The sequence below is a fragment of the Allosediminivita pacifica genome (assembly GCF_003054175.1).
Taxonomy (GTDB): domain Bacteria; phylum Pseudomonadota; class Alphaproteobacteria; order Rhodobacterales; family Rhodobacteraceae; genus Allosediminivita; species Allosediminivita pacifica.
The window spans coordinates 160,391-177,242 of record NZ_QBKN01000003.1; the positions used below are offsets into that span (position 1 = coordinate 160,391).

General features: G+C 65.1%; 15 protein-coding genes. 10 read left to right on the top strand and 5 right to left on the bottom strand.

What is annotated here, in order from left to right; translation table 11 throughout:
• The 3 genes from rsmG to C8N44_RS03580 are packed head-to-tail and all read left to right on the top strand — an operon-like array spanning position 1 to position 2,343.
• The gene (gene rsmG, locus C8N44_RS03570) at positions 1 to 615 is read left to right on the top strand and encodes a 16S rRNA (guanine(527)-N(7))-methyltransferase RsmG (RefSeq protein WP_107974793.1); all 615 of its coding nucleotides are present in this window, start codon (positions 1 to 3) and stop codon (positions 613 to 615) included.
• Complete coding sequence (locus C8N44_RS03575) at positions 608 to 1,417, top strand: ParA family protein (RefSeq protein ID WP_107974794.1); 810 nt, start codon at positions 608 to 610, stop codon at positions 1,415 to 1,417. Before rsmG ends, C8N44_RS03575 begins: the two co-directional genes overlap by 8 nt.
• A 23-nt stretch (positions 1,418 to 1,440) precedes the next feature.
• Positions 1,441 to 2,343 (top strand): ParB/RepB/Spo0J family partition protein, encoded by a 903-nt coding sequence (locus C8N44_RS03580; protein WP_107974795.1) that lies wholly within the window; start codon positions 1,441 to 1,443, stop codon positions 2,341 to 2,343.
• Here C8N44_RS03580 and hemW read toward each other — a convergent pair.
• Genes hemW through rph form a run of 3 tightly spaced genes read right to left on the bottom strand, consistent with a single transcriptional unit; the run spans position 2,334 to position 4,811 of the window.
• Positions 2,334 to 3,497, bottom strand: coding sequence for a radical SAM family heme chaperone HemW (gene hemW, locus C8N44_RS03585; protein WP_107974796.1), 1,164 nt, complete (start codon positions 3,495 to 3,497; stop codon positions 2,334 to 2,336). The genes C8N44_RS03580 and hemW overlap by 10 nt on opposite strands.
• Positions 3,490 to 4,101, bottom strand: coding sequence for an RdgB/HAM1 family non-canonical purine NTP pyrophosphatase (gene rdgB, locus C8N44_RS03590; RefSeq protein ID WP_107974797.1), 612 nt, complete (start codon positions 4,099 to 4,101; stop codon positions 3,490 to 3,492). The genes hemW and rdgB overlap by 8 nt, the downstream gene beginning before the upstream one ends.
• Entirely contained in the window at positions 4,098 to 4,811 is a 714-nt protein-coding gene (gene rph, locus C8N44_RS03595; RefSeq protein ID WP_107974798.1) for a ribonuclease PH, read from the bottom strand. The genes rdgB and rph overlap by 4 nt, the downstream gene beginning before the upstream one ends.
• A gap of 115 nt (positions 4,812 to 4,926) precedes the next feature.
• On the opposite strand from rph, the gene hrcA reads away from it, so the two are divergent.
• The gene (gene hrcA, locus C8N44_RS03600) at positions 4,927 to 5,994 is read left to right on the top strand and encodes a heat-inducible transcriptional repressor HrcA (RefSeq protein ID WP_107974799.1); all 1,068 of its coding nucleotides are present in this window, start codon (positions 4,927 to 4,929) and stop codon (positions 5,992 to 5,994) included.
• 9 nt (positions 5,995 to 6,003) lie between these two features.
• Positions 6,004 to 6,567: a nucleotide exchange factor GrpE gene (locus C8N44_RS03605; protein ID WP_107974800.1), complete on the top strand. Its 564-nt coding sequence runs from the start codon at positions 6,004 to 6,006 to the stop codon at positions 6,565 to 6,567.
• 62 nt (positions 6,568 to 6,629) lie between these two features.
• Here C8N44_RS03605 and mutS read toward each other — a convergent pair whose 3' ends face one another.
• On the bottom strand, positions 6,630 to 9,239 hold the full coding sequence (mutS, locus tag C8N44_RS03610; RefSeq protein ID WP_107974863.1) for a DNA mismatch repair protein MutS: 2,610 nt from the start codon (positions 9,237 to 9,239) through the stop codon (positions 6,630 to 6,632).
• Positions 9,240 to 9,490: 251 nt separating this feature from the next.
• Between mutS and C8N44_RS03615 the strand changes: the two genes are divergently transcribed.
• From C8N44_RS03615 to C8N44_RS03625, 3 genes are all read left to right on the top strand, one after another.
• On the top strand, positions 9,491 to 11,161 hold the full coding sequence (locus C8N44_RS03615; protein WP_107974801.1) for a BCCT family transporter: 1,671 nt from the start codon (positions 9,491 to 9,493) through the stop codon (positions 11,159 to 11,161).
• Between the two features lie 129 nt (positions 11,162 to 11,290).
• The gene (locus tag C8N44_RS03620; protein WP_107974802.1) at positions 11,291 to 13,546 is read left to right on the top strand and encodes an NADP-dependent malic enzyme; all 2,256 of its coding nucleotides are present in this window, start codon (positions 11,291 to 11,293) and stop codon (positions 13,544 to 13,546) included.
• Between the two features lie 28 nt (positions 13,547 to 13,574).
• Entirely contained in the window at positions 13,575 to 14,447 is an 873-nt protein-coding gene (locus tag C8N44_RS03625) for a ribokinase (RefSeq protein ID WP_107974803.1), read from the top strand.
• Here the strand turns inward: C8N44_RS03625 and msrA are convergent.
• On the bottom strand, positions 14,444 to 15,079 hold the full coding sequence (gene msrA / locus C8N44_RS03630; RefSeq protein ID WP_188758621.1) for a peptide-methionine (S)-S-oxide reductase MsrA: 636 nt from the start codon (positions 15,077 to 15,079) through the stop codon (positions 14,444 to 14,446). The two genes, C8N44_RS03625 and msrA, sit on opposite strands and share 4 nt — an antisense overlap.
• Positions 15,080 to 15,196: 117 nt before the next feature.
• Between msrA and C8N44_RS03635 the strand changes: the two genes are divergently transcribed.
• The gene (locus tag C8N44_RS03635; protein WP_107974805.1) at positions 15,197 to 16,105 is read left to right on the top strand and encodes a D-amino acid aminotransferase; all 909 of its coding nucleotides are present in this window, start codon (positions 15,197 to 15,199) and stop codon (positions 16,103 to 16,105) included.
• Complete coding sequence (locus tag C8N44_RS03640) at positions 16,102 to 16,824, top strand: sulfotransferase-like domain-containing protein (RefSeq protein ID WP_107974806.1); 723 nt, start codon at positions 16,102 to 16,104, stop codon at positions 16,822 to 16,824. The genes C8N44_RS03635 and C8N44_RS03640 overlap by 4 nt, the downstream gene beginning before the upstream one ends.
• Positions 16,825 to 16,852 lie beyond the last annotated feature (28 nt).

A 16,852-nucleotide genomic window follows, 5' to 3' on the forward strand; every position in this document is an offset into this window, starting at 1 on the left:
ATGCTTGCCTCTGCTCTGGAACCACTGAATGTTTCACGTGAAACAGAGCAGCGCCTTGGCGTGCTAGCCGACCTTGTTCAGAAGTGGTCTCCGAGGATCAACCTTGTCGCAAGAAGCACCTTGGGCGAAGTGGAATCTAGGCACATCGCGGACTCGGTTCAGCTTTTCGGGATCGCACCAGAGGTGACCAAATGGGTGGATCTGGGCAGCGGCGGCGGTTTTCCGGGGCTTGTCATCGCTGTTCTTGCGGCGGAGCTGAGACCCGAGATGTCGGTCGTGATGGTCGAGAGTGATACCAGAAAGTGCGTCTTCCTCCGAACGGCATTGCGCGAACTTGGTGTCGAGGGGCAAGTCATGCAGTCCCGGATCGAAGCGCTCTCGCCGCTGGATGCGGACCTTGTCAGCGCCCGTGCGCTTGCGCCGCTACCTAAACTTCTCGGATACGCGAAGCGCCACATGGCGATCGACGCAATGGCGCTGTTTCCCAAGGGGTCAAACTGGCAATCGGAGTTGTCCGAGGCCCGCAAGTCATGGCACTTTGATCTGGAAACGCATACAAGCGTCGTCGATCCATCAAGCGTCATCCTAGAAGTCCGGGAGTTGTCGAATGCCTGAGTCTGTCCCGCGCTCCGGTCCAAAAATCATCGCGATTGCCAACCAGAAGGGCGGGGTCGGCAAAACCACGACGACGATAAACCTTGGAGCGGCACTTTGTGAAACCGGGCTCAATGTTCTGGTCGTCGATCTTGACCCGCAGGGCAACGCCTCGACAGGGCTCGGTATCGAACCAGAGGATCGCGAGAAGACCACCTACGATTTCCTCCTTGGCGAGGTGACCGCCGAAGATGCCATCGTCCCGACCGGCACCGAGAGGCTCTCGTTAATCCCTGCCACCGTGGATCTGAGCTCTGCCGACATGGAAATGATGTCGAACAAGCGTCGGTCCTGGCTTCTGCGCGACGCGTTGCGCAAGTCCGAGATCGAAAGCATGGGCTTCGACTACGTGCTTATCGACTGTCCGCCATCGCTGAACCTGCTCACCGTGAACGCGATGGTTTCCGCACATTCGGTGCTCGTGCCGCTGCAAAGTGAGTTCTTTGCACTGGAGGGGCTGTCCCAACTCATGCTGACAATCCGGGAAGTGCGGCAGAGCGCGAATGCGGATCTCCGGATTGAGGGTATCGTCCTGACTATGTTCGATGCGCGCAACAATCTGTCGCAAATGGTCGAGGCCGATGCGCGGGACAACCTTCACGACCTCGTCTTCCGGACAGTGATCCCCCGGAACGTCAGGGTCAGCGAGGCGCCGTCTTACGCGCAGCCCGTGCTCAGCTACGACACGACCTCAAAGGGGGCCGCCGCCTATCGTGCGCTGGCGGCTGAACTCCTCAAGAAAAACACGCCCGTCGCTGCATGAGGCAGCATCCACAAGAGGCAGACATGGCAGAAAAGAACGAAAAACGTCGCGGCCTGGGCCGTGGGCTCTCCGCCCTCATGGCGGATGTCGAACCGCAGACGACCGAGACGCCGGAAGGGGGCGCGCGGCGCCCGGAACGGGTTGTTCCGGTTGAGAAAATCGTACCCAATCCGGACCAGCCGCGCCGCACGTTTACGGACGAGCAGCTGCGCGAACTGGCCGATTCCATTCGCTCGAAGGGCGTCATCCAGCCTCTGATCGTGCGGCAGTCGCCCAAGAACCCCGATCTGTTCGAGATCGTTGCCGGTGAACGTCGCTGGCGCGCGGCGCAGTTGGCGCAACTTCACGAGCTTCCGATCATCGTTCGCGAGTTCAACGATACCGAGGTTCTCGAGATCGCGATCATCGAGAACATCCAGCGTGCTGACCTCAACCCGATCGAGGAAGCTGCCGGATATCGTCAGTTGATGTTCAAGTTCGGCCATACGCAGGAAAAGCTGGCCGAGGCTCTGGGTAAAAGCCGCAGCCACATCGCCAACATGATGCGTCTGCTGAACCTGCCGGAGGGCATCCGAGGCCACGTCTCGGAAGGTCGACTCAGCGCAGGCCACGCACGGGCTCTCATCACAGCGCCGAATGCCGAGGAGCTTGCCAAGCAGGTCGTGGCGAAGGGGCTTTCGGTGCGTGAAACCGAACGGCTGGTGAAGCAGGCGGCTCCGCGTGACACGCCGCCCAAGCCCACTGCCGCCCGTGGAGCGACGGAGAAAGATGCGGATACCAAGGCCCTGGAGGGCGATCTCTCGGCGGCGCTTGGCATGAAGGTCAGCATCGATCACAAGGCCGACGACGAATCCGGGCAGGTCACGGTGTCGTACAAGACGCTCGAACAGCTGGACGCGCTCTGCGCGATCCTCAGTCAGTCCTGATCGGGAAGAAGCTCTGTCACGACGGCGTTGAGGACCATACGGCCTCGCGCCGTCACACCAAATCGGGTGCTCTCTTTCCAGAGAACACCGATATCTTGTAGCGCAGCAAGCTTTTCTTGCGCGATGCCACCGGGCGCCATGCGTTCGAGACGATCTATGTCGACACCCTCGCACACCCGCAGCCCCATCAGCATGTATTCCCCGGCTTGGGTGGGGCCATCCAGCTCGGCAACACTTCGATGGCCCGATCCCGCCTCGGCGGCCTCAAGCCATTTGCCCGGCGCCGTCCAGTCCTCGGTCGCGTGTTTGCGGCCGTCGATGGTGACGCGCCCATGCGCGCCGGGGCCGACGCCCACATAGTCCCCATAGTGCCAATAGACGAGGTTGTGGCGCGATTCAGCGCCGGGGCGGGCATGGTTCGACACTTCGTAGGCCGGGTAGCCTGCGGCCTCGCAGAGCGCCTGTGTGAGCTCGTACATGTCCGCGGCAAGATCTTCGTCGGGAAGCCCACGCAGACCGCCTGCCGCATGACGCGCGCCGAAGGCGGTGCCGGGTTCAATGGTCAGTTGGTAGAGCGACATGTGATCCACGGCTAGAGCCAGCGCAGATCGAAGCTCCGTCTCCCAGTCGGCCAGCGTCTGGTTCTGGCGCGCGTAGATCAGGTCAAAGCTGACCCGGTCAAAGGTGTCCCGCGCGGTGTCGAAGGCCACCTGCGCTTCGGCCGCGCTGTGCAGGCGCCCCAGGCGCCTCAGGTCGGCATCGTTGAGTGCCTGGACACCCAGCGAGACGCGGTTGACCCCGGCGCTCGCGAACCCCTGGAAACGCGCGGCTTCGACCGAACGGGGGTTGGCTTCCAGCGTGATCTCGATGTCGTTGGCCCAAGTCCAGCCGTCCCGCGCGGCGCGCAGGACGGTCTCGACCGTCTCGGGTTTCATCAGGGACGGGGTGCCGCCCCCGAAGAAGATCGACTTGAGCACCCGGCCGGGGGTGAGGGCGGCAGACCGGGCGATTTCGGCGGCGAGGGCGCGGGCCCAGCGGTCCTGATCCACGTTTGCAACCACGTGTGAGTTGAAGTCGCAGTAGGGGCACTTGGCCTCGCAGAAGGGCCAGTGGACGTAGAGGGCAAATCCGCCTTCGCGCCAGTCCTCACTCAAAGCAGCCGGCCATCAGCTTGGCGAAGGCATCGGCGCGGTGGCTGATGCGGTTCTTTTCCCAGCGGTCCATCTCGCCGAAGGTCACGTCGTAGCCCTGCGGCACGAAAATCGGATCATAGCCGTGGCCCTGATCGCCGCGCATGGGCCAGGTCACCTTGCCCTCCATCACCCCCGGAAAGACCTCGTCGTGGCCGTCGGGCCAGGCGAGGACAAGCGTGCAGCAGAAGCGCGCCGTCCAGGGTTCCGCAGCGCCGCTTTCGACCAGCTTGTCGTGCGTCTTGGTCATCGCCATGACGAAATCCCGGCCATCCGGCGTTTCGGCCCAGTCGGCGGTGTAAACGCCTGGCGCGCCGTCCAGCGCGTCGATGGCGATGCCGGAATCGTCCGAAAGGGCAGGGAGGCCCGTGGCCTTCGCCGCCGCATGGGCCTTGATCCGCGCGTTCTCGACAAAGGTCGTGCCAGTTTCCTCGGGCTCGGGCAGCCCCTTTTCCTTGGCCCCCACGACGGTCACGCCGTAGGGCTCCAGAAGCGCCGCGATCTCTTCCAGTTTGCCTTGGTTGTGGGTTGCGACCAGAAGCGTCTTTTCCTCGAACTTCCGGGTCATGCCAGCGCCGCCTGTTGTGCGGCGACCAGCTCGCCCACGCCCTTTTCCGCAAGGTCCATCAGCGTGCCCATCTGCGCGCGAGAGAAGGTTGCGCCCTCGGCGGACATCTGCACCTCGATGATCTGACCGTCTCCACGCAGGATGAAGTTGCCGTCCACGCCGGCTTCGCTGTCCTCGGCATAGTCGAGGTCGAGCAACGGCTGCCCCGCATAGATCCCGCAGCTGACGGCGGCGACGGGCGAAACAAGGGGGTCCATCTTGATGTCGCCGGCCTTCATCAGCCGGTTCACGGCCATGCGCAGCGCAACCCAGCCGCCTGTGATGGCGGCGCAACGCGTGCCGCCGTCGGCTTGGATCACGTCGCAATCGACGGTGATCTGCCGTTCGCCAAGCGCCTGCCGGTCGACGCCGGCACGAAGGCTCCGGCCGATCAGGCGCTGGATCTCGATGGTGCGGCCACCCTGCTTGCCGGCCTGAGCCTCGCGCCGCATGCGCGAGCTGGTGGAGCGGGGCAGCATGCCGTACTCGGCGGTCACCCAGCCCTGTCCCGCGCCCTTCAGGAACGGCGGCACACGCTCTTCGAGAGAGGCGGTGCAAAGTACCTGCGTGTCGCCGATCCGGATGAGGCACGAGCCCTCGGCATGCTTGCTCACCCCGGTTTCGATTGAAACGGCGCGCATTTCGCTTAGATCACGTCCCGAAGGTCTCACGGCATATCCCCTTTGAATGTTGCGGTCCGGATAGCCGTGGGCAGGGTTCATCTGCAACCCCGATTGACGCTGCGCCTGCGGGGATTTTAATGGACGACGGCGCTTGGAAAGAGGCATGAAAGAGGCATCCGAACTGCTCGAACAGCTCAATGACCGTTCTCGCGAGGTCTTTCGCCGGGTGGTCGAAGGCTATCTGGACAGCGGCGAACCGGTGGGCTCGCGGACGCTGACGCGAAGCCTGAGCGAGAAGGTCTCGGCCGCGACCATCCGCAACGTGATGCAGGACCTCGAATATCTCGGCCTGCTCGACAGCCCCCATGTCAGCGCGGGCCGCGTGCCGACCCAGCTCGGCCTGCGCATGTTCGTCGACGGTCTGCTCGAGGTGCGCGAGCTGGACCAGAGCGACCGGGTAAAGATCGACGCCACGATGGGCTCGAACACCAATGACGTCGGCGGTCTGCTGGATCAGGTCAGTTCCGCGCTGTCAGGGGTGACGCAGGGCGCTTCGCTGGTCCTCACGCCCAAACATGAGGCCGCGCTCAAGCATATCGAGTTCGTGAGCCTGTCGCGGGACCGGGCGCTGGTCGTGATCGTCTTCGCCGATGGCCACGTCGAGAACCGTCTTTTCGCGCCGCCGCCGGGCCAGACGCCAAGCTCGATGCGCGAGGCGGCGAATTTCCTCAACGCGCTGATCGAGGGCAAGACGTTATCCGAGCTGCGCACGACCATGGTGCAGGAGATTGCCAAACGGCGGCAGGAACTCGATACGCTTGCGGCGGATCTCGTCGAATCGGGCATCGCGGCTTGGGAAACCGGCAGCGAGAACCCCGGACGGCTCATCGTGCGGGGCCGCGCGAATCTGCTGGGGGACACCGGCGCCGCCGACGAGGAACTGGAACGCATCCGTCAGCTTTTCGACGATCTCGAACGCAAGCAGGATATCGCCGAATTCCTCCAGCTCACCGACGAGAGTGAGGGCGTGAGGATCTTCATCGGCTCCGAGAACAAACTTTTTTCGCTTTCGGGTTCCTCTCTGGTGGTCTCTCCTTATATGAACGCGGATCGGAAAATCATCGGCGCCGTGGGCGTAATCGGCCCCACGCGCCTCAACTACGGTCGGATCGTCCCGATCGTGGACTACACGGCACAGCTGGTCGGCAAGTTGATCGCCGACCGGACATAGAGGTTAGGAATGGCAGACCCGAAGAACGACGACTTTCTCGATGACATCGAGGCAGCCGAAGCCGAGGAAACGGAGGTCCACGCGCAGGAGATCGACGGCAAGGCCGCCGATCTGGAGGCACTGGCCGCCGAACGGGACGACTACAAGGACAAGTTCGTCCGCGCCCTCGCCGATGCCGAAAACGCGCGCAAGCGTGCAGACAAGGACCGTCGCGAGGCGCAGGCCTACGGCGGCACCCGCATCGCGCGTGATCTTCTGCCGGTTTACGACAACCTGAACCGCGCACTGGCCGCCGCTAAGGAAGAAGGCGAACTGGCCTCGCCCGCGCTTGTGGAGGGCGTGGAACTTACCCTGCGCGAACTGATGGCCGTCTTCGAGCGCCACGGCGTGACGCGCATCACGCCCGAGCCGGGCGACAAGTTCGACCCGCAGAACCACGAGGCCATGTACGAGGCCCCGGTTCCCGGCACCACCGCCGGCGAGATCATCCAGGTCCAGGCCGAGGGCTTCTACCTGCACGACCGCCTGCTGCGCCCCGCACAGGTTGGCGTGAGCTCGAACACGGGCGGCTGAGCTAACCGTCTGACGTCACCGAAGACCGTTGCAAGCCGGGCCGTTGCCCGGCTTGATGCGTTTCATGCCCGCGATTTGAGCTCGTAGAGCGCTTGCAGCGCCTCGCGCGGGGTCATCTCGTCCGGGTGCAGCCCCTCGAGGTAGTCGACCAGCTCGGAGGATACCGCAGCCGCTGCTGGCGCCGACGCCTCGCGTTGAGCTACCGCAGAGAACAGCGGCAGGTCGTCGATCAGCGCCGATGGGCTCGTGCGGTCCCGGTCGCCCTCCTCGAGCCGTTCCAGGACCTCTCTCGCGCGTTCGACCACCGCACGCGGCAGCCCGGCAAGCTGGCCGACCTGCACCCCGTAGGACCGATCCGCCGCGCCCTCGCGCACCTCGTGCAGGAAGATTACTTCGCCTTCCCACTCCTTCACGGCCACCGTGGCGTTGCGCACGCCCTCCAGCCTCCCCGCCAAGGCCGTCAGCTCGTGGTAGTGCGTGGCGAACAGCCCCCGCACGCGGTTCACGTCGTGCAGGTGCTCCAGCGTCGCCCAGGCGATGCTGAGCCCGTCATAGGTCGCCGTGCCGCGCCCGATCTCGTCGAGGATCACAAGCGCCCGGTCGTCCGCCTGGTTCAGGATCGCTGCTGTTTCAACCATCTCGACCATGAAGGTCGAGCGCCCGCGGGCAAGGTCGTCCGACGCGCCCACGCGGCTGAAGATCTGGCTGACCACGCCGATATGCGCCGACTGTGCCGGCACGTAGCTGCCCATCTGCGCCAGCAGGGCGATCAGCGCGTTCTGGCGCAGGAAGGTCGACTTACCGGCCATGTTCGGACCCGTCAGCAGCGTCAGCGCCGCCGCATCGCCCTCGGCATCCAGCCCGCAGTCATTGGCAATGAAGGGCGTGCCCTCGCGCTTCAGCGCCTGCTCGACCACGGGGTGACGACCGCCCTCGATGGAAAAGGCGCGGCTGTCGTCGACCTTGGGTCGCGTCCAGTCCTGCGCCCGCGAGAGATCGGCCAGCGCCAGCGTCAGGTCGAACTCGGCCAGCGCCTGCCCGCATTCGGCAATCGCGGGCGCGTGCTCCAGCACCTTGGCGCGCAACTCCTCGAAGATCCGCTTCTCGATCGCCAGCGCCTCCGCCCCGGCGTTCAGGATGCGGGTCTCCAGCTCGGAAAGCTCCACCGTCGTGAACCGGACCTGGTTCGCGGTGGTCTGGCGGTGGATGAACTGGTCCGACATTCCCCGCATCTTTTCGGCGTGGGTCGCCGTGCATTCGATGAAGTAGCCCAGCACGTTGTTGTGCTTGATCTTCAGCGAATTGATGCCCGTCTGCTCGACATACTCGGCCTGCATCCGCGCGATCACGCCCCGGCCTTCGTCCCGCAGCGTCCGCGACTCGTCGAGCGGCGTGTCATAGCCGTTCGCAACGAACCCGCCATCCCGTGTCAGGAGCGGCGGTTCCGCGATCAGCGCGTCTTCCAACAGGTCGCCGACGTCCTCGTGGCCGCGCAACGCCTCGCAAGCCTCGGCCAGAAGGGGCGGAAGCTCCATCCCGCCAAGGCTGCCGCACAGCGCTGCGGCCTGCCCCAGGGCGTTGCGTATGGCGGCAAGGTCGCGCGGACCGCCCCGGTCGAGCCCCAGCCGCGACAGCGCGCGGTCGAGGTCGGGCACCTTGCGCAGACCCTCGCGCAGCGGCGCGCTGTCCATGGAAAGCGCCCAGTCGATCGCCTCGAGCCTGCCACGGATCACGTCCAGATCGCGCGATGGCGCCGAAAGCCGCCGTTCCAGCAGGCGCGCACCGCCTGGCGTCACCGTCCGGTCGATCGTGGAAAGCAGGGCACCCTGCCGCCCGCCGTTCAGCGAATAGGTCAGCTCGAGGTTTCGCCGCGTGGCCGCGTCGATCTGCAGAAGCCGCGATACCGCCTCGGCCTTTGGCGGTTGCAGAAGCGGCAGCCGGCCCTTCTGCGTGATCTCGAGGTAATCGACTAGCGCCCCCATGGACGACAGCTCGGCCCGCCCGAAATCGCCGAAGCCCGACAGCGTCTGCACGCTGAACAGGTTGCAAAGCCGGTCATCCCCGGCGGCACTGTCGAAGGACGCGCGCCCCAGCACCGTCGGCCAAAGGCCAAGGTCCGCGAAGACCGGCCGCAATTCTTCCTCAAGGCTTTCTGAGATCAGCACTTCCGATGGCGAAAGCCGCGCAAGCTCTGCCCCGATCCGCGCCCGCGACAGCGGTTCCACGTGAAACGAACCGGTCGAGATATCGCACCACGCAAGGGAAAATTCGCCACGAAGCCCCGCGATGGAGGCAAGGTAGTTGTGCCGCCGCGCCTCGAGCAGCGTCTCCTCGGTCAACGTACCAGGGGTGACCAATCGCACCACCTCGCGCCGCACCACCGACTTTGACCCGCGCTTCTTGGCTTCCTTCGGATCCTCCATCTGCTCGCAGACGGCGACGCGAAAGCCCTTACGGATCAGTGTCAGAAGATAGCCCTCGGCGGAATGCACCGGCACGCCGCACATGGGGATGTCGTCGCTCTCGTGTTTGCCGCGCTTGGTCAGCGCGATGTCCAGCGCCTCGGCCGCGGCGACGGCGTCGTCGAAGAACAGCTCGTAGAAATCGCCCATCCGGTAGAACAGCAGCGCGTCGGGATGCTGCGCCTTGATCTCCAGATACTGCGCCATCATCGGCGTCATCGCGGGCTTGGCGACGGGCGCGTTCTGCGTCTCCGTCATCTCTGCCGGGGGGGTGCTGGGCAAGGCCGTCTCCTGGGCATCTCGGGGGGTCTGTCGAGCCGAAACCCTAGCGAAAGCCTCGCGCGGGTGAAAGATCTCGGAACCGGATCGGGTTCCGGCCCCTTTGGTCACATGTGCTTTACCCGAAGTCTCGAGCGCAGCCACCCGAAGAAGGGGCACGCAACCCAACAGAGGGGATACCCATGAAAAACCGAATCCCACAGGAGCGGCTGTGGATCTTCCCGAAGGTGAACAAGCCGGTGTTCACGGCCTCCGCGGTCATCATCGTCGGCTTCATCCTCTTCGGCGCGATCTTCAGCGATCTGGCGAATACCCTGTTCGTCGGTGCTCAGACTCTTCTGACAACCTATCTCGGCTTCACGCTGGTGGTTTTTGTAAATCTGCTGCTGATCTTCGTCATCATGATGGCCGTCGGGCCCTTTGGTGACGTGCGGCTTGGCCGGATGGACGAAGAGGCGGAATACGATCTCTTCTCGTGGACGGCGATGCTGTTCTCGGCGGGGATCGGCATCGGGCTCATCTACTGGGGTGTGGCCGAGCCGATGTATCACTACTTCGCGCCACCCCTGACCGAGGCCGAGACACTCCAGTCCGCGCAGGAGGCCATGTCGCTCGCCTTCATGCACTGGGGGTTCCACGCCTGGGCCATCTACGCGGTGATGGCGCTGGCACTGGCCTACTACCACTTCCGCAAGGGGCTGCCGCTGACCGTGCGATCGGCGCTCTATCCGCTTCTGGGTGAGCGGATCTACGGTTTCTGGGGGGATCTGGTGGACGTGCTGGCGGTCTTTGGCACGATGTTCGGCATCGTGACCTCGCTGGGCCTGGGCGCGATCCAGGTGAATGCGGGCCTCAACGACGTATTCGGTGTGCCGCAAAACGCCTTCATGCAGGTCCTGATCATCGCGGGCATCACCTTCATGGCCACCATGTCGGTGGTCGCGGGGCTCGACGGCGGCATCAAGCGGCTGTCCAACCTCAACATCATCCTCACCATCGTACTGCTGGTGTTCATGGTCGTGGTCGGCCCGACGCTGTTCATCTTCGACAGCTTTGTCGACAACTACGGCCGCTACCTGACCGACCTCGTCCGTCTCGGCACGTGGAACGAGGGCTGGACCGGCGGAAGCTGGCAGAACAGCTGGACGATCTTCTACTGGGCCTGGTGGATCAGCTGGACACCCTTCGTCGGCGTCTTCATCGCCCGCATCAGCCGTGGTCGCACGGTGCGCGAGTTCATGGTGGGCGTCATGCTGATCCCCGCGTCGATCATGTTTTTCTGGTTCACCGCCTTCGGCGGCACCGCCATCAAGATCTCGCTCGACGGCGACCCGGCCCTGGTCGAGGCGACGCGCGAGAACTACGCGCAGACGATGTTCGCCTTGCTGGATTACTTCCCCCTCTCGAGCATCATGTCGATGTTCGCGGTGGTGCTCATCATCATGTGGTTCGTGACCTCGTCGGATTCCGGCAGCTTCGTCATCGACATGCTGACCGCTGGCGGCGATCCCGACCCACCGAAGGTGCAGCGGGTCTTCTGGGCCGTGGCCGAGGGCTGCGTGGCCTCCGTGCTACTGGTCGCGGGCGGGCTCGAGGCGCTGCAGGCGGCTGCCGTGGTTGCGGGCTTCCCCTTCGCGGTGGTGCTGGTCTTCATAACCTTCGGGCTCTGGCGGGCGTTGCGATGGGACGGCCTCATGGTCCACCGTCATCGCCTGCGCTACCGCAGCGATACCGAGGCGGATCACAATATGCCCTCCGAGGTGAACGGCCCGCTTTTCCCCGACAGTTTCGGGCAGGCCCACGCGGAGCAGGGACCGCCCGACGCCTACGGGGCACGCCAGCCGGGCGAGTGACCCGGCCGCGCGAAGACATAAAGGGGCGCCCGCCGGGCGCCCCTTTTTCGTGAGGCGCGTACAGATCATTGAAGGGGACGGGCAGAGACCGCTAAGAACGTCGGGCAGCCGAGGAGGAGACACCCCCAGATGTCCAAGTTCAACCTGACGCGCGAAGAAGCGCTGGCCTTCCACCACGATCCCTTCCCGGGGAAATGGGAGGTGAACGCGACCGTCCCCATGACGACGCAGCGCGACCTGAGCCTGGCCTATTCCCCCGGCGTCGCCATCCCTTGCGAGGAAATCGCCAAGAACCCCGAAACGGCCTACGACTACACCAACAAGGGCAACCTGGTCGCCGTGATCTCCAACGGCACGGCAGTGCTCGGTCTCGGCAACCTCGGGGCGCTGGGATCGAAACCGGTGATGGAGGGCAAGTCGGTGCTCTTCAAGCGCTTCGCCGACGTGAACAGCATCGACATCGAGCTCGACACCGAGGACCCGGACGCCTTCTGCCAGGCGGTCAAGCTCATGGGGCCGACCTTCGGGGGCATCAACCTCGAGGACATCAAGGCGCCCGAGTGCTTCATCATCGAGCAGCGTCTCAAGGAAGAGATGGACATCCCGGTCTTCCATGACGATCAGCACGGCACCGCCGTGATCTGTGCCGCGGGCCTGATCAATGCGCTGCATCTTTCGGACAAGAAGATCGAGGACGTGAAGATCGTCCTCAACGGGGCAGGGGCCGCCGGCATCGCCTGCATCGAGCTGCTGAAGAGCATGGGCGCCCGGCATGAGAACTGCATCTGCTGCGACACCAAGGGCGTGATCTACCAGGGCCGTACCGAGGGCATGAACCAGTGGAAGTCGGCCCACGCCGTCGATACGAAGCTGCGCACGCTGGAAGAGGCAATGAAAGACGCCGACGTCTTTCTCGGTGTTTCGGTCAAGGGCGCCGTCACGCAGGACATGGTCGCCTCCATGGCGGACAACCCGGTGATCTTCGCCATGGCGAACCCCGACCCCGAGATCACGCCCGAAGAGGCGCGCGAGGTGCGCGCCGACGCCATCGTCGCCACCGGCCGCAGTGACTACCCGAACCAGGTCAACAACGTCCTTGGCTTTCCCTACCTCTTCCGCGGCGCGCTCGACATCCACGCCCGCGCCATCAATGACGAGATGAAGATCGCCTGCGCCGAGGCTCTGGCCAAGATCGCGCGAGAGGACGTGCCCGACGAAGTCGCGCTCGCCTACGGCAAGAATCTCAGTTTCGGGCGCGACTACATCATTCCTACGCCCTTCGATCCCCGGCTGATCCACCGTATTCCCCCGGCCGTGGCCAAGGCGGGCATGGACACCGGCGCCGCGCGCCGCCCCATCGTCGACATGCGCAGCTACGAGGACAGTCTCAAGTCGCGCATGGACCCGACCGCCAGCATCCTGCGTGGCTTGCACAACCGCGCGCGTCAGGCGCAATCGCGCATGATCTTTGCCGAGGGCGACGACGTCCGCGTCCTGCGCGCCGCCGTCATGTATCAGCGCAGCGGCCTCGGGAAGGCGATCGTCGTGGGCCGCGAAGCCGACGTGAAGGAAAAGCTCGAAGGCGCGGGCCTCGCAGATGCGGTGCGCGAGCTCGAGATCGTCAACGCCGCCAACACTCGGCACCTCGAGACCTACAAGGAATTCCTCTACGCCCGCCTGCAACGCAAGGGCATGGACCGGCAGGACGTCCACCGTCTTGCGGCGCGCGACCGCCACGTCTTCGCGGCGCTCATGTTGGCCCATGGCCATGGCGACGGGCTGATCACCGGCGCCACGCGCAAGTCGGCGCATGTAATGAGCCGGCTGAACTACGTCTTCGATGCCGACGCGGAGCAGGGTGCTGCCGGCGTCACGGCGGTCCTCCACCGCGGCCGGATCGTGCTGATCGCCGACACGCTGGTGCACGAATGGCCGGACGAACACGACCTGGCCAATATCGCGGAACGCGCTGCAGACGTGGCCCGGCACCTCGGGCTCGAACCGCGCGTGGCCTTTGTCAGCTTCTCGACCTTCGGCTATCCGGTTTCCGAACGTGCGACCAAGATGCACCTCGCGCCCGAGATCCTCGACCAGCGCGGCGCGCGCTTCGAGTACGAGGGGGAGATGACCGTCGACGTGGCCCTGAACCCGCGTGCCCAAGCCCAGTACCCGTTCCAGCGTCTGAGCGGGCCCGCCAACATCCTCGTGGTGCCTGCCCGCCATTCCGCGTCGATCAGCACGAAGCTCATGCAGGAGATGGCGGGAGCGACGGTGATCGGCCCGATCCTCGCCGGCGTCGACAAGTCGATCCAGATCTGTTCGACCAACATGACCGCGAACGACATCCTCAACATGGCCGTGCTCGCCGCCTGCGACCTTCGCTGAGCCCGCAATCCCCAGGAAAGGGTTTCACGTGACGATCTACAACCTCGGCTCGATCAATGCGGATCTCGTCTACCGCGTCCCGCATCTGCCCGCCCCGGGCGAGACGATCTCGACAACCGAGATCTCCAAGGGCCTCGGTGGAAAGGGCGCCAACATGTCGGTGGCGGCGGCGCGGGCTGCCGCGCGCGTCGTGCACATCGGCGCAGTCGGGCCCGATGGGGCCTGGGCGGTGGACAGGCTCATGGAATATGGCGTCGACACGCGCCGCATCGCGACGCTGCCTGAGATGACGGGGCACGCCGTCATCGCGGTCGACGACGCGGGCGAGAACACGATCCTCCTGCACGGCGGCGCCAACACCGCCCTGCGCGAGGCCGATCTGGCCGAGGCGCTGGAACCCTCCAGGGAAGGCGATTTCTTCCTCTTCCAGAACGAGACCACCTGCCAGCGCGAGGCGGCCGAGATCGCCTCGCGTCAGGGGCTGCGCGTGGCCTATGCCGCCGCGCCGTTCGACGCGGCGGCCGTGCAGGCGGTCATGCCGCTTCTCGATCTTCTCGTCCTCAACAGCGTCGAGGGGGCGCAGCTTGAAGAGGCGACCGGCCTCGCCCCCGAAGCGCTGCCCGTGCGGGACGTGGTCGTCACGCTGGGCGCCGATGGCTGCCGCTGGATCGAAACCGACAGCGGCACGTCGCGCCACTTCCCGGCCATTCCCGTGGTGCCGGTGGACACCACCGGCGCCGGCGACACCTTCACGGGCTACCTGCTGGCCGGCCTCGACCGCGGCTTGCCCATGGCGCAGGCGCTGGTCCTTGCCCAGAGGGCGGCGGCGCTCATGGTCACGCGCCATGGCACCGCCGATGTCATTCCCGACCTCAAGGAGGTGCAGGACCTCAGGTTCTAGCTGCCCGCGAAGGGCGCGGCGTCGCCCCAGAGCTCGCGCACGCGTTCGTCGCGGGCGCAGGCTGCGCGATACCGCGCGTAGGCGTCCGCCCGGTCGACGTAGCCGAAGCGCGTCAGCGTCTTCTCGGTGCTCTTGTAGTAGTCTTGGTGATAGTCCTCGGCTTCGTAGAAGGCCTCCAGCGGCAGGATCGGCGTCACGATCTCCTGCCCCAGCACCTGCGCGGCCTCGGCCTTGGCGGCCTCTGCCGCCTGCCGTTCCTCGGGCCCGTCCACAAAGATCGCCGTGCGGTAGCTGTTGCCGCGGTCACAGAACTGCCCGCCCGCATCCCGAGGATCGACCGAGCGGAAGAACAGGTCGTAAAGCTGCCGAGCCTTGACCGTATCGGGATCGTATTCGATCCGCGCGGCCTCGTAGTGGCCGGTGCCGCCGGCCACGACCTGTTTGTAGGTCGGATCCTCGACCGTGCCGCCGGTGTAACCCGAGACGACCTCGGAGACCCCTTGGACCTTCTCGAAATCGGCCTCCACGCACCAGAAGCAGCCGCCGGCGACGACGATCTCGGCCGCCGAAGCCCTTTGCGCGGCCAGCATTGGCGTGGCGAGCGCCATCAGGGTCATTGCAATAATACGCATTTCCACCTCCATTTTGCCTGATCGTGGAGCATCTCGGCCTCGTGTCAAAGCGCTGCGACACGCTTTCACCCCATGGTGAGATTGCGTGACGCCCGCGCCGGGCCTAGAGCAACAGGCATGGATCAGGTGACAACACATCAGGCTCAGGAAGACGCTCGCAACGAAGAGGTCCTCATCTGGGTCAACGGCACGCTGAAACCGCGCAACGAAGCGGTGGTCAGCGTCTTCGATTCCGGCTTCATGCTGGGTGACGGGATCTGGGAAGGGCTGAGGCTCTACGAGGGGCGCTGGGCCTTTCTCGACGACCACCTTGACCGCCTGTTCGAGGCGTCGCTGGCCGTCGACCTCGACATCGGCATGGACCGCGACGGCGTCATCGCGGCGCTCGAGGAAACCCGCAAGGCCAACGGCATGGAAACCGACGCCCACGCGCGCCTGATGGTGACGCGCGGCGTCAAGGCCCGGCCCTTCCAGCACCCCGCGCTCAGCCGCTCCGGCCCCACGGTCGTGATCATCATGGAGCATTCGCGCCCCGCGCTGCCGCGCCCCATCCGCCTTGCCACGGTGCCGCACCTGCGCGGTCTGCCGATGACGCAGGACCCCAAGCTCAACTCGCATTCCAAGCTGAACTGCATCCTTGCCTGTATCGCCGCCGAAAAGGCCGGCGCGGACGAGGCGCTGATGCTCGACGTGCATGGCTTCGTGAACACGACCAACGCCTGCAACTTCTTCATCGTCCGCAAGGGCGAGGTTTGGACCTCCACCGGCGACTACTGCATGAACGGCATCACCCGGCAGAAGGTCATCGACGTCTGTCGTGCCGATGGCATTCCTGTGTACGAACGCAACTTCTCGCTCGTGGACACCTACGGCGCGGACGAGGCCTTCCTGACAGGCACCTTCGGCGCGCAGACGCCTGTAAGCAACATCGACGGCCGCACCATCGGCACAGGCGAGCTTGGCCCCATGACCGAACGCATCCGGGGCCTCTACTACGATCTCGTCAAGAAGGACGCCGCCCCATGAACATCGCGATGTGGAGCGGGCCGCGGAACCTCTCCTCGGCCATGATGTACGCCTTCGATCAGCGCGCCGACTGCGCAGTGATCGACGAGCCGTTCTACGGCCCCTACCTGCGCATGACGGGCCTCACCCACCCCATGGCGGACGAGATCATGGCCTCGCGCCCCGAGGATGCGGAAACCGTGCAGGACCAGCTGCGCGGGCCCGCCCCGGGCGGCAAGGCGCATTTCTACCAGAAGCAAATGTGCCAGCACATGATCCCCGGCATGCCGCGCGACTTCATGGCCGACTGCGTCAACGTCTTCCTGATCCGGCATCCCGCCCGCGTCGCCTCGAGCTTTCTCAAGGGATACCCCGAGACCGTCGCGACCGACCTCGGCTATGACCTCCAGGCCGAGCTTTTCGACGAGGTGAAGGCCATGGGCCAGGAACCCGTCGTCATCGACAGCGCCGACATCCGTGAAGACCCCGAGGGTATGCTGCGCGCACTTTGCGAGGCGATCGGCATTCCCTTCGATCCGGCGATGCTCTCCTGGCCCTCCGGTCCCAAGGGTTGCGACGGCGTCTGGGCGCCGCACTGGTACAAGAGCCTGCACGCTAGCACAGGCTTTGCCGGGGCCGAGGGGCCGCTGCCCGAGGTGACAGGTCGTGTCGGCGAATTGGTGGAAGAAACGATGCCCTACTACCAGCGCCTTGCCAGCCGGACACTCGCGCGGGTGTAATGCTTCCTCCTTCGCGACGCTTCGGACC

Excerpts from the sequence above, each read along its gene's own strand:
- rsmG (WP_107974793.1), top strand. The coding sequence starts at position 1 with ATGCTTGCCTCTGCTCTGGAACCACTGAATGTTTCACGTGAAACAGAG.
- C8N44_RS03575 (WP_107974794.1), top strand. The coding sequence starts at position 608 with ATGCCTGAGTCTGTCCCGCGCTCCGGTCCAAAAATCATCGCGATTGCC.
- C8N44_RS03580 (WP_107974795.1), top strand. The coding sequence starts at position 1,441 with ATGGCAGAAAAGAACGAAAAACGTCGCGGCCTGGGCCGTGGGCTCTCC.
- rdgB (WP_107974797.1), bottom strand. The coding sequence starts at position 4,101 with ATGACCCGGAAGTTCGAGGAAAAGACGCTTCTGGTCGCAACCCACAAC.
- hrcA (WP_107974799.1), top strand. The coding sequence starts at position 4,927 with ATGAAAGAGGCATCCGAACTGCTCGAACAGCTCAATGACCGTTCTCGC.
- C8N44_RS03605 (WP_107974800.1), top strand. The coding sequence starts at position 6,004 with ATGGCAGACCCGAAGAACGACGACTTTCTCGATGACATCGAGGCAGCC.
- mutS (WP_107974863.1), bottom strand. The coding sequence starts at position 9,239 with ATGATGGCGCAGTATCTGGAGATCAAGGCGCAGCATCCCGACGCGCTG.
- C8N44_RS03615 (WP_107974801.1), top strand. The coding sequence starts at position 9,491 with ATGAAAAACCGAATCCCACAGGAGCGGCTGTGGATCTTCCCGAAGGTG.
- C8N44_RS03620 (WP_107974802.1), top strand. The coding sequence starts at position 11,291 with ATGTCCAAGTTCAACCTGACGCGCGAAGAAGCGCTGGCCTTCCACCAC.
- msrA (WP_188758621.1), bottom strand. The coding sequence starts at position 15,079 with ATGCGTATTATTGCAATGACCCTGATGGCGCTCGCCACGCCAATGCTG.
- C8N44_RS03635 (WP_107974805.1), top strand. The coding sequence starts at position 15,197 with ATGGATCAGGTGACAACACATCAGGCTCAGGAAGACGCTCGCAACGAA.
- C8N44_RS03640 (WP_107974806.1), top strand. The coding sequence starts at position 16,102 with ATGAACATCGCGATGTGGAGCGGGCCGCGGAACCTCTCCTCGGCCATG.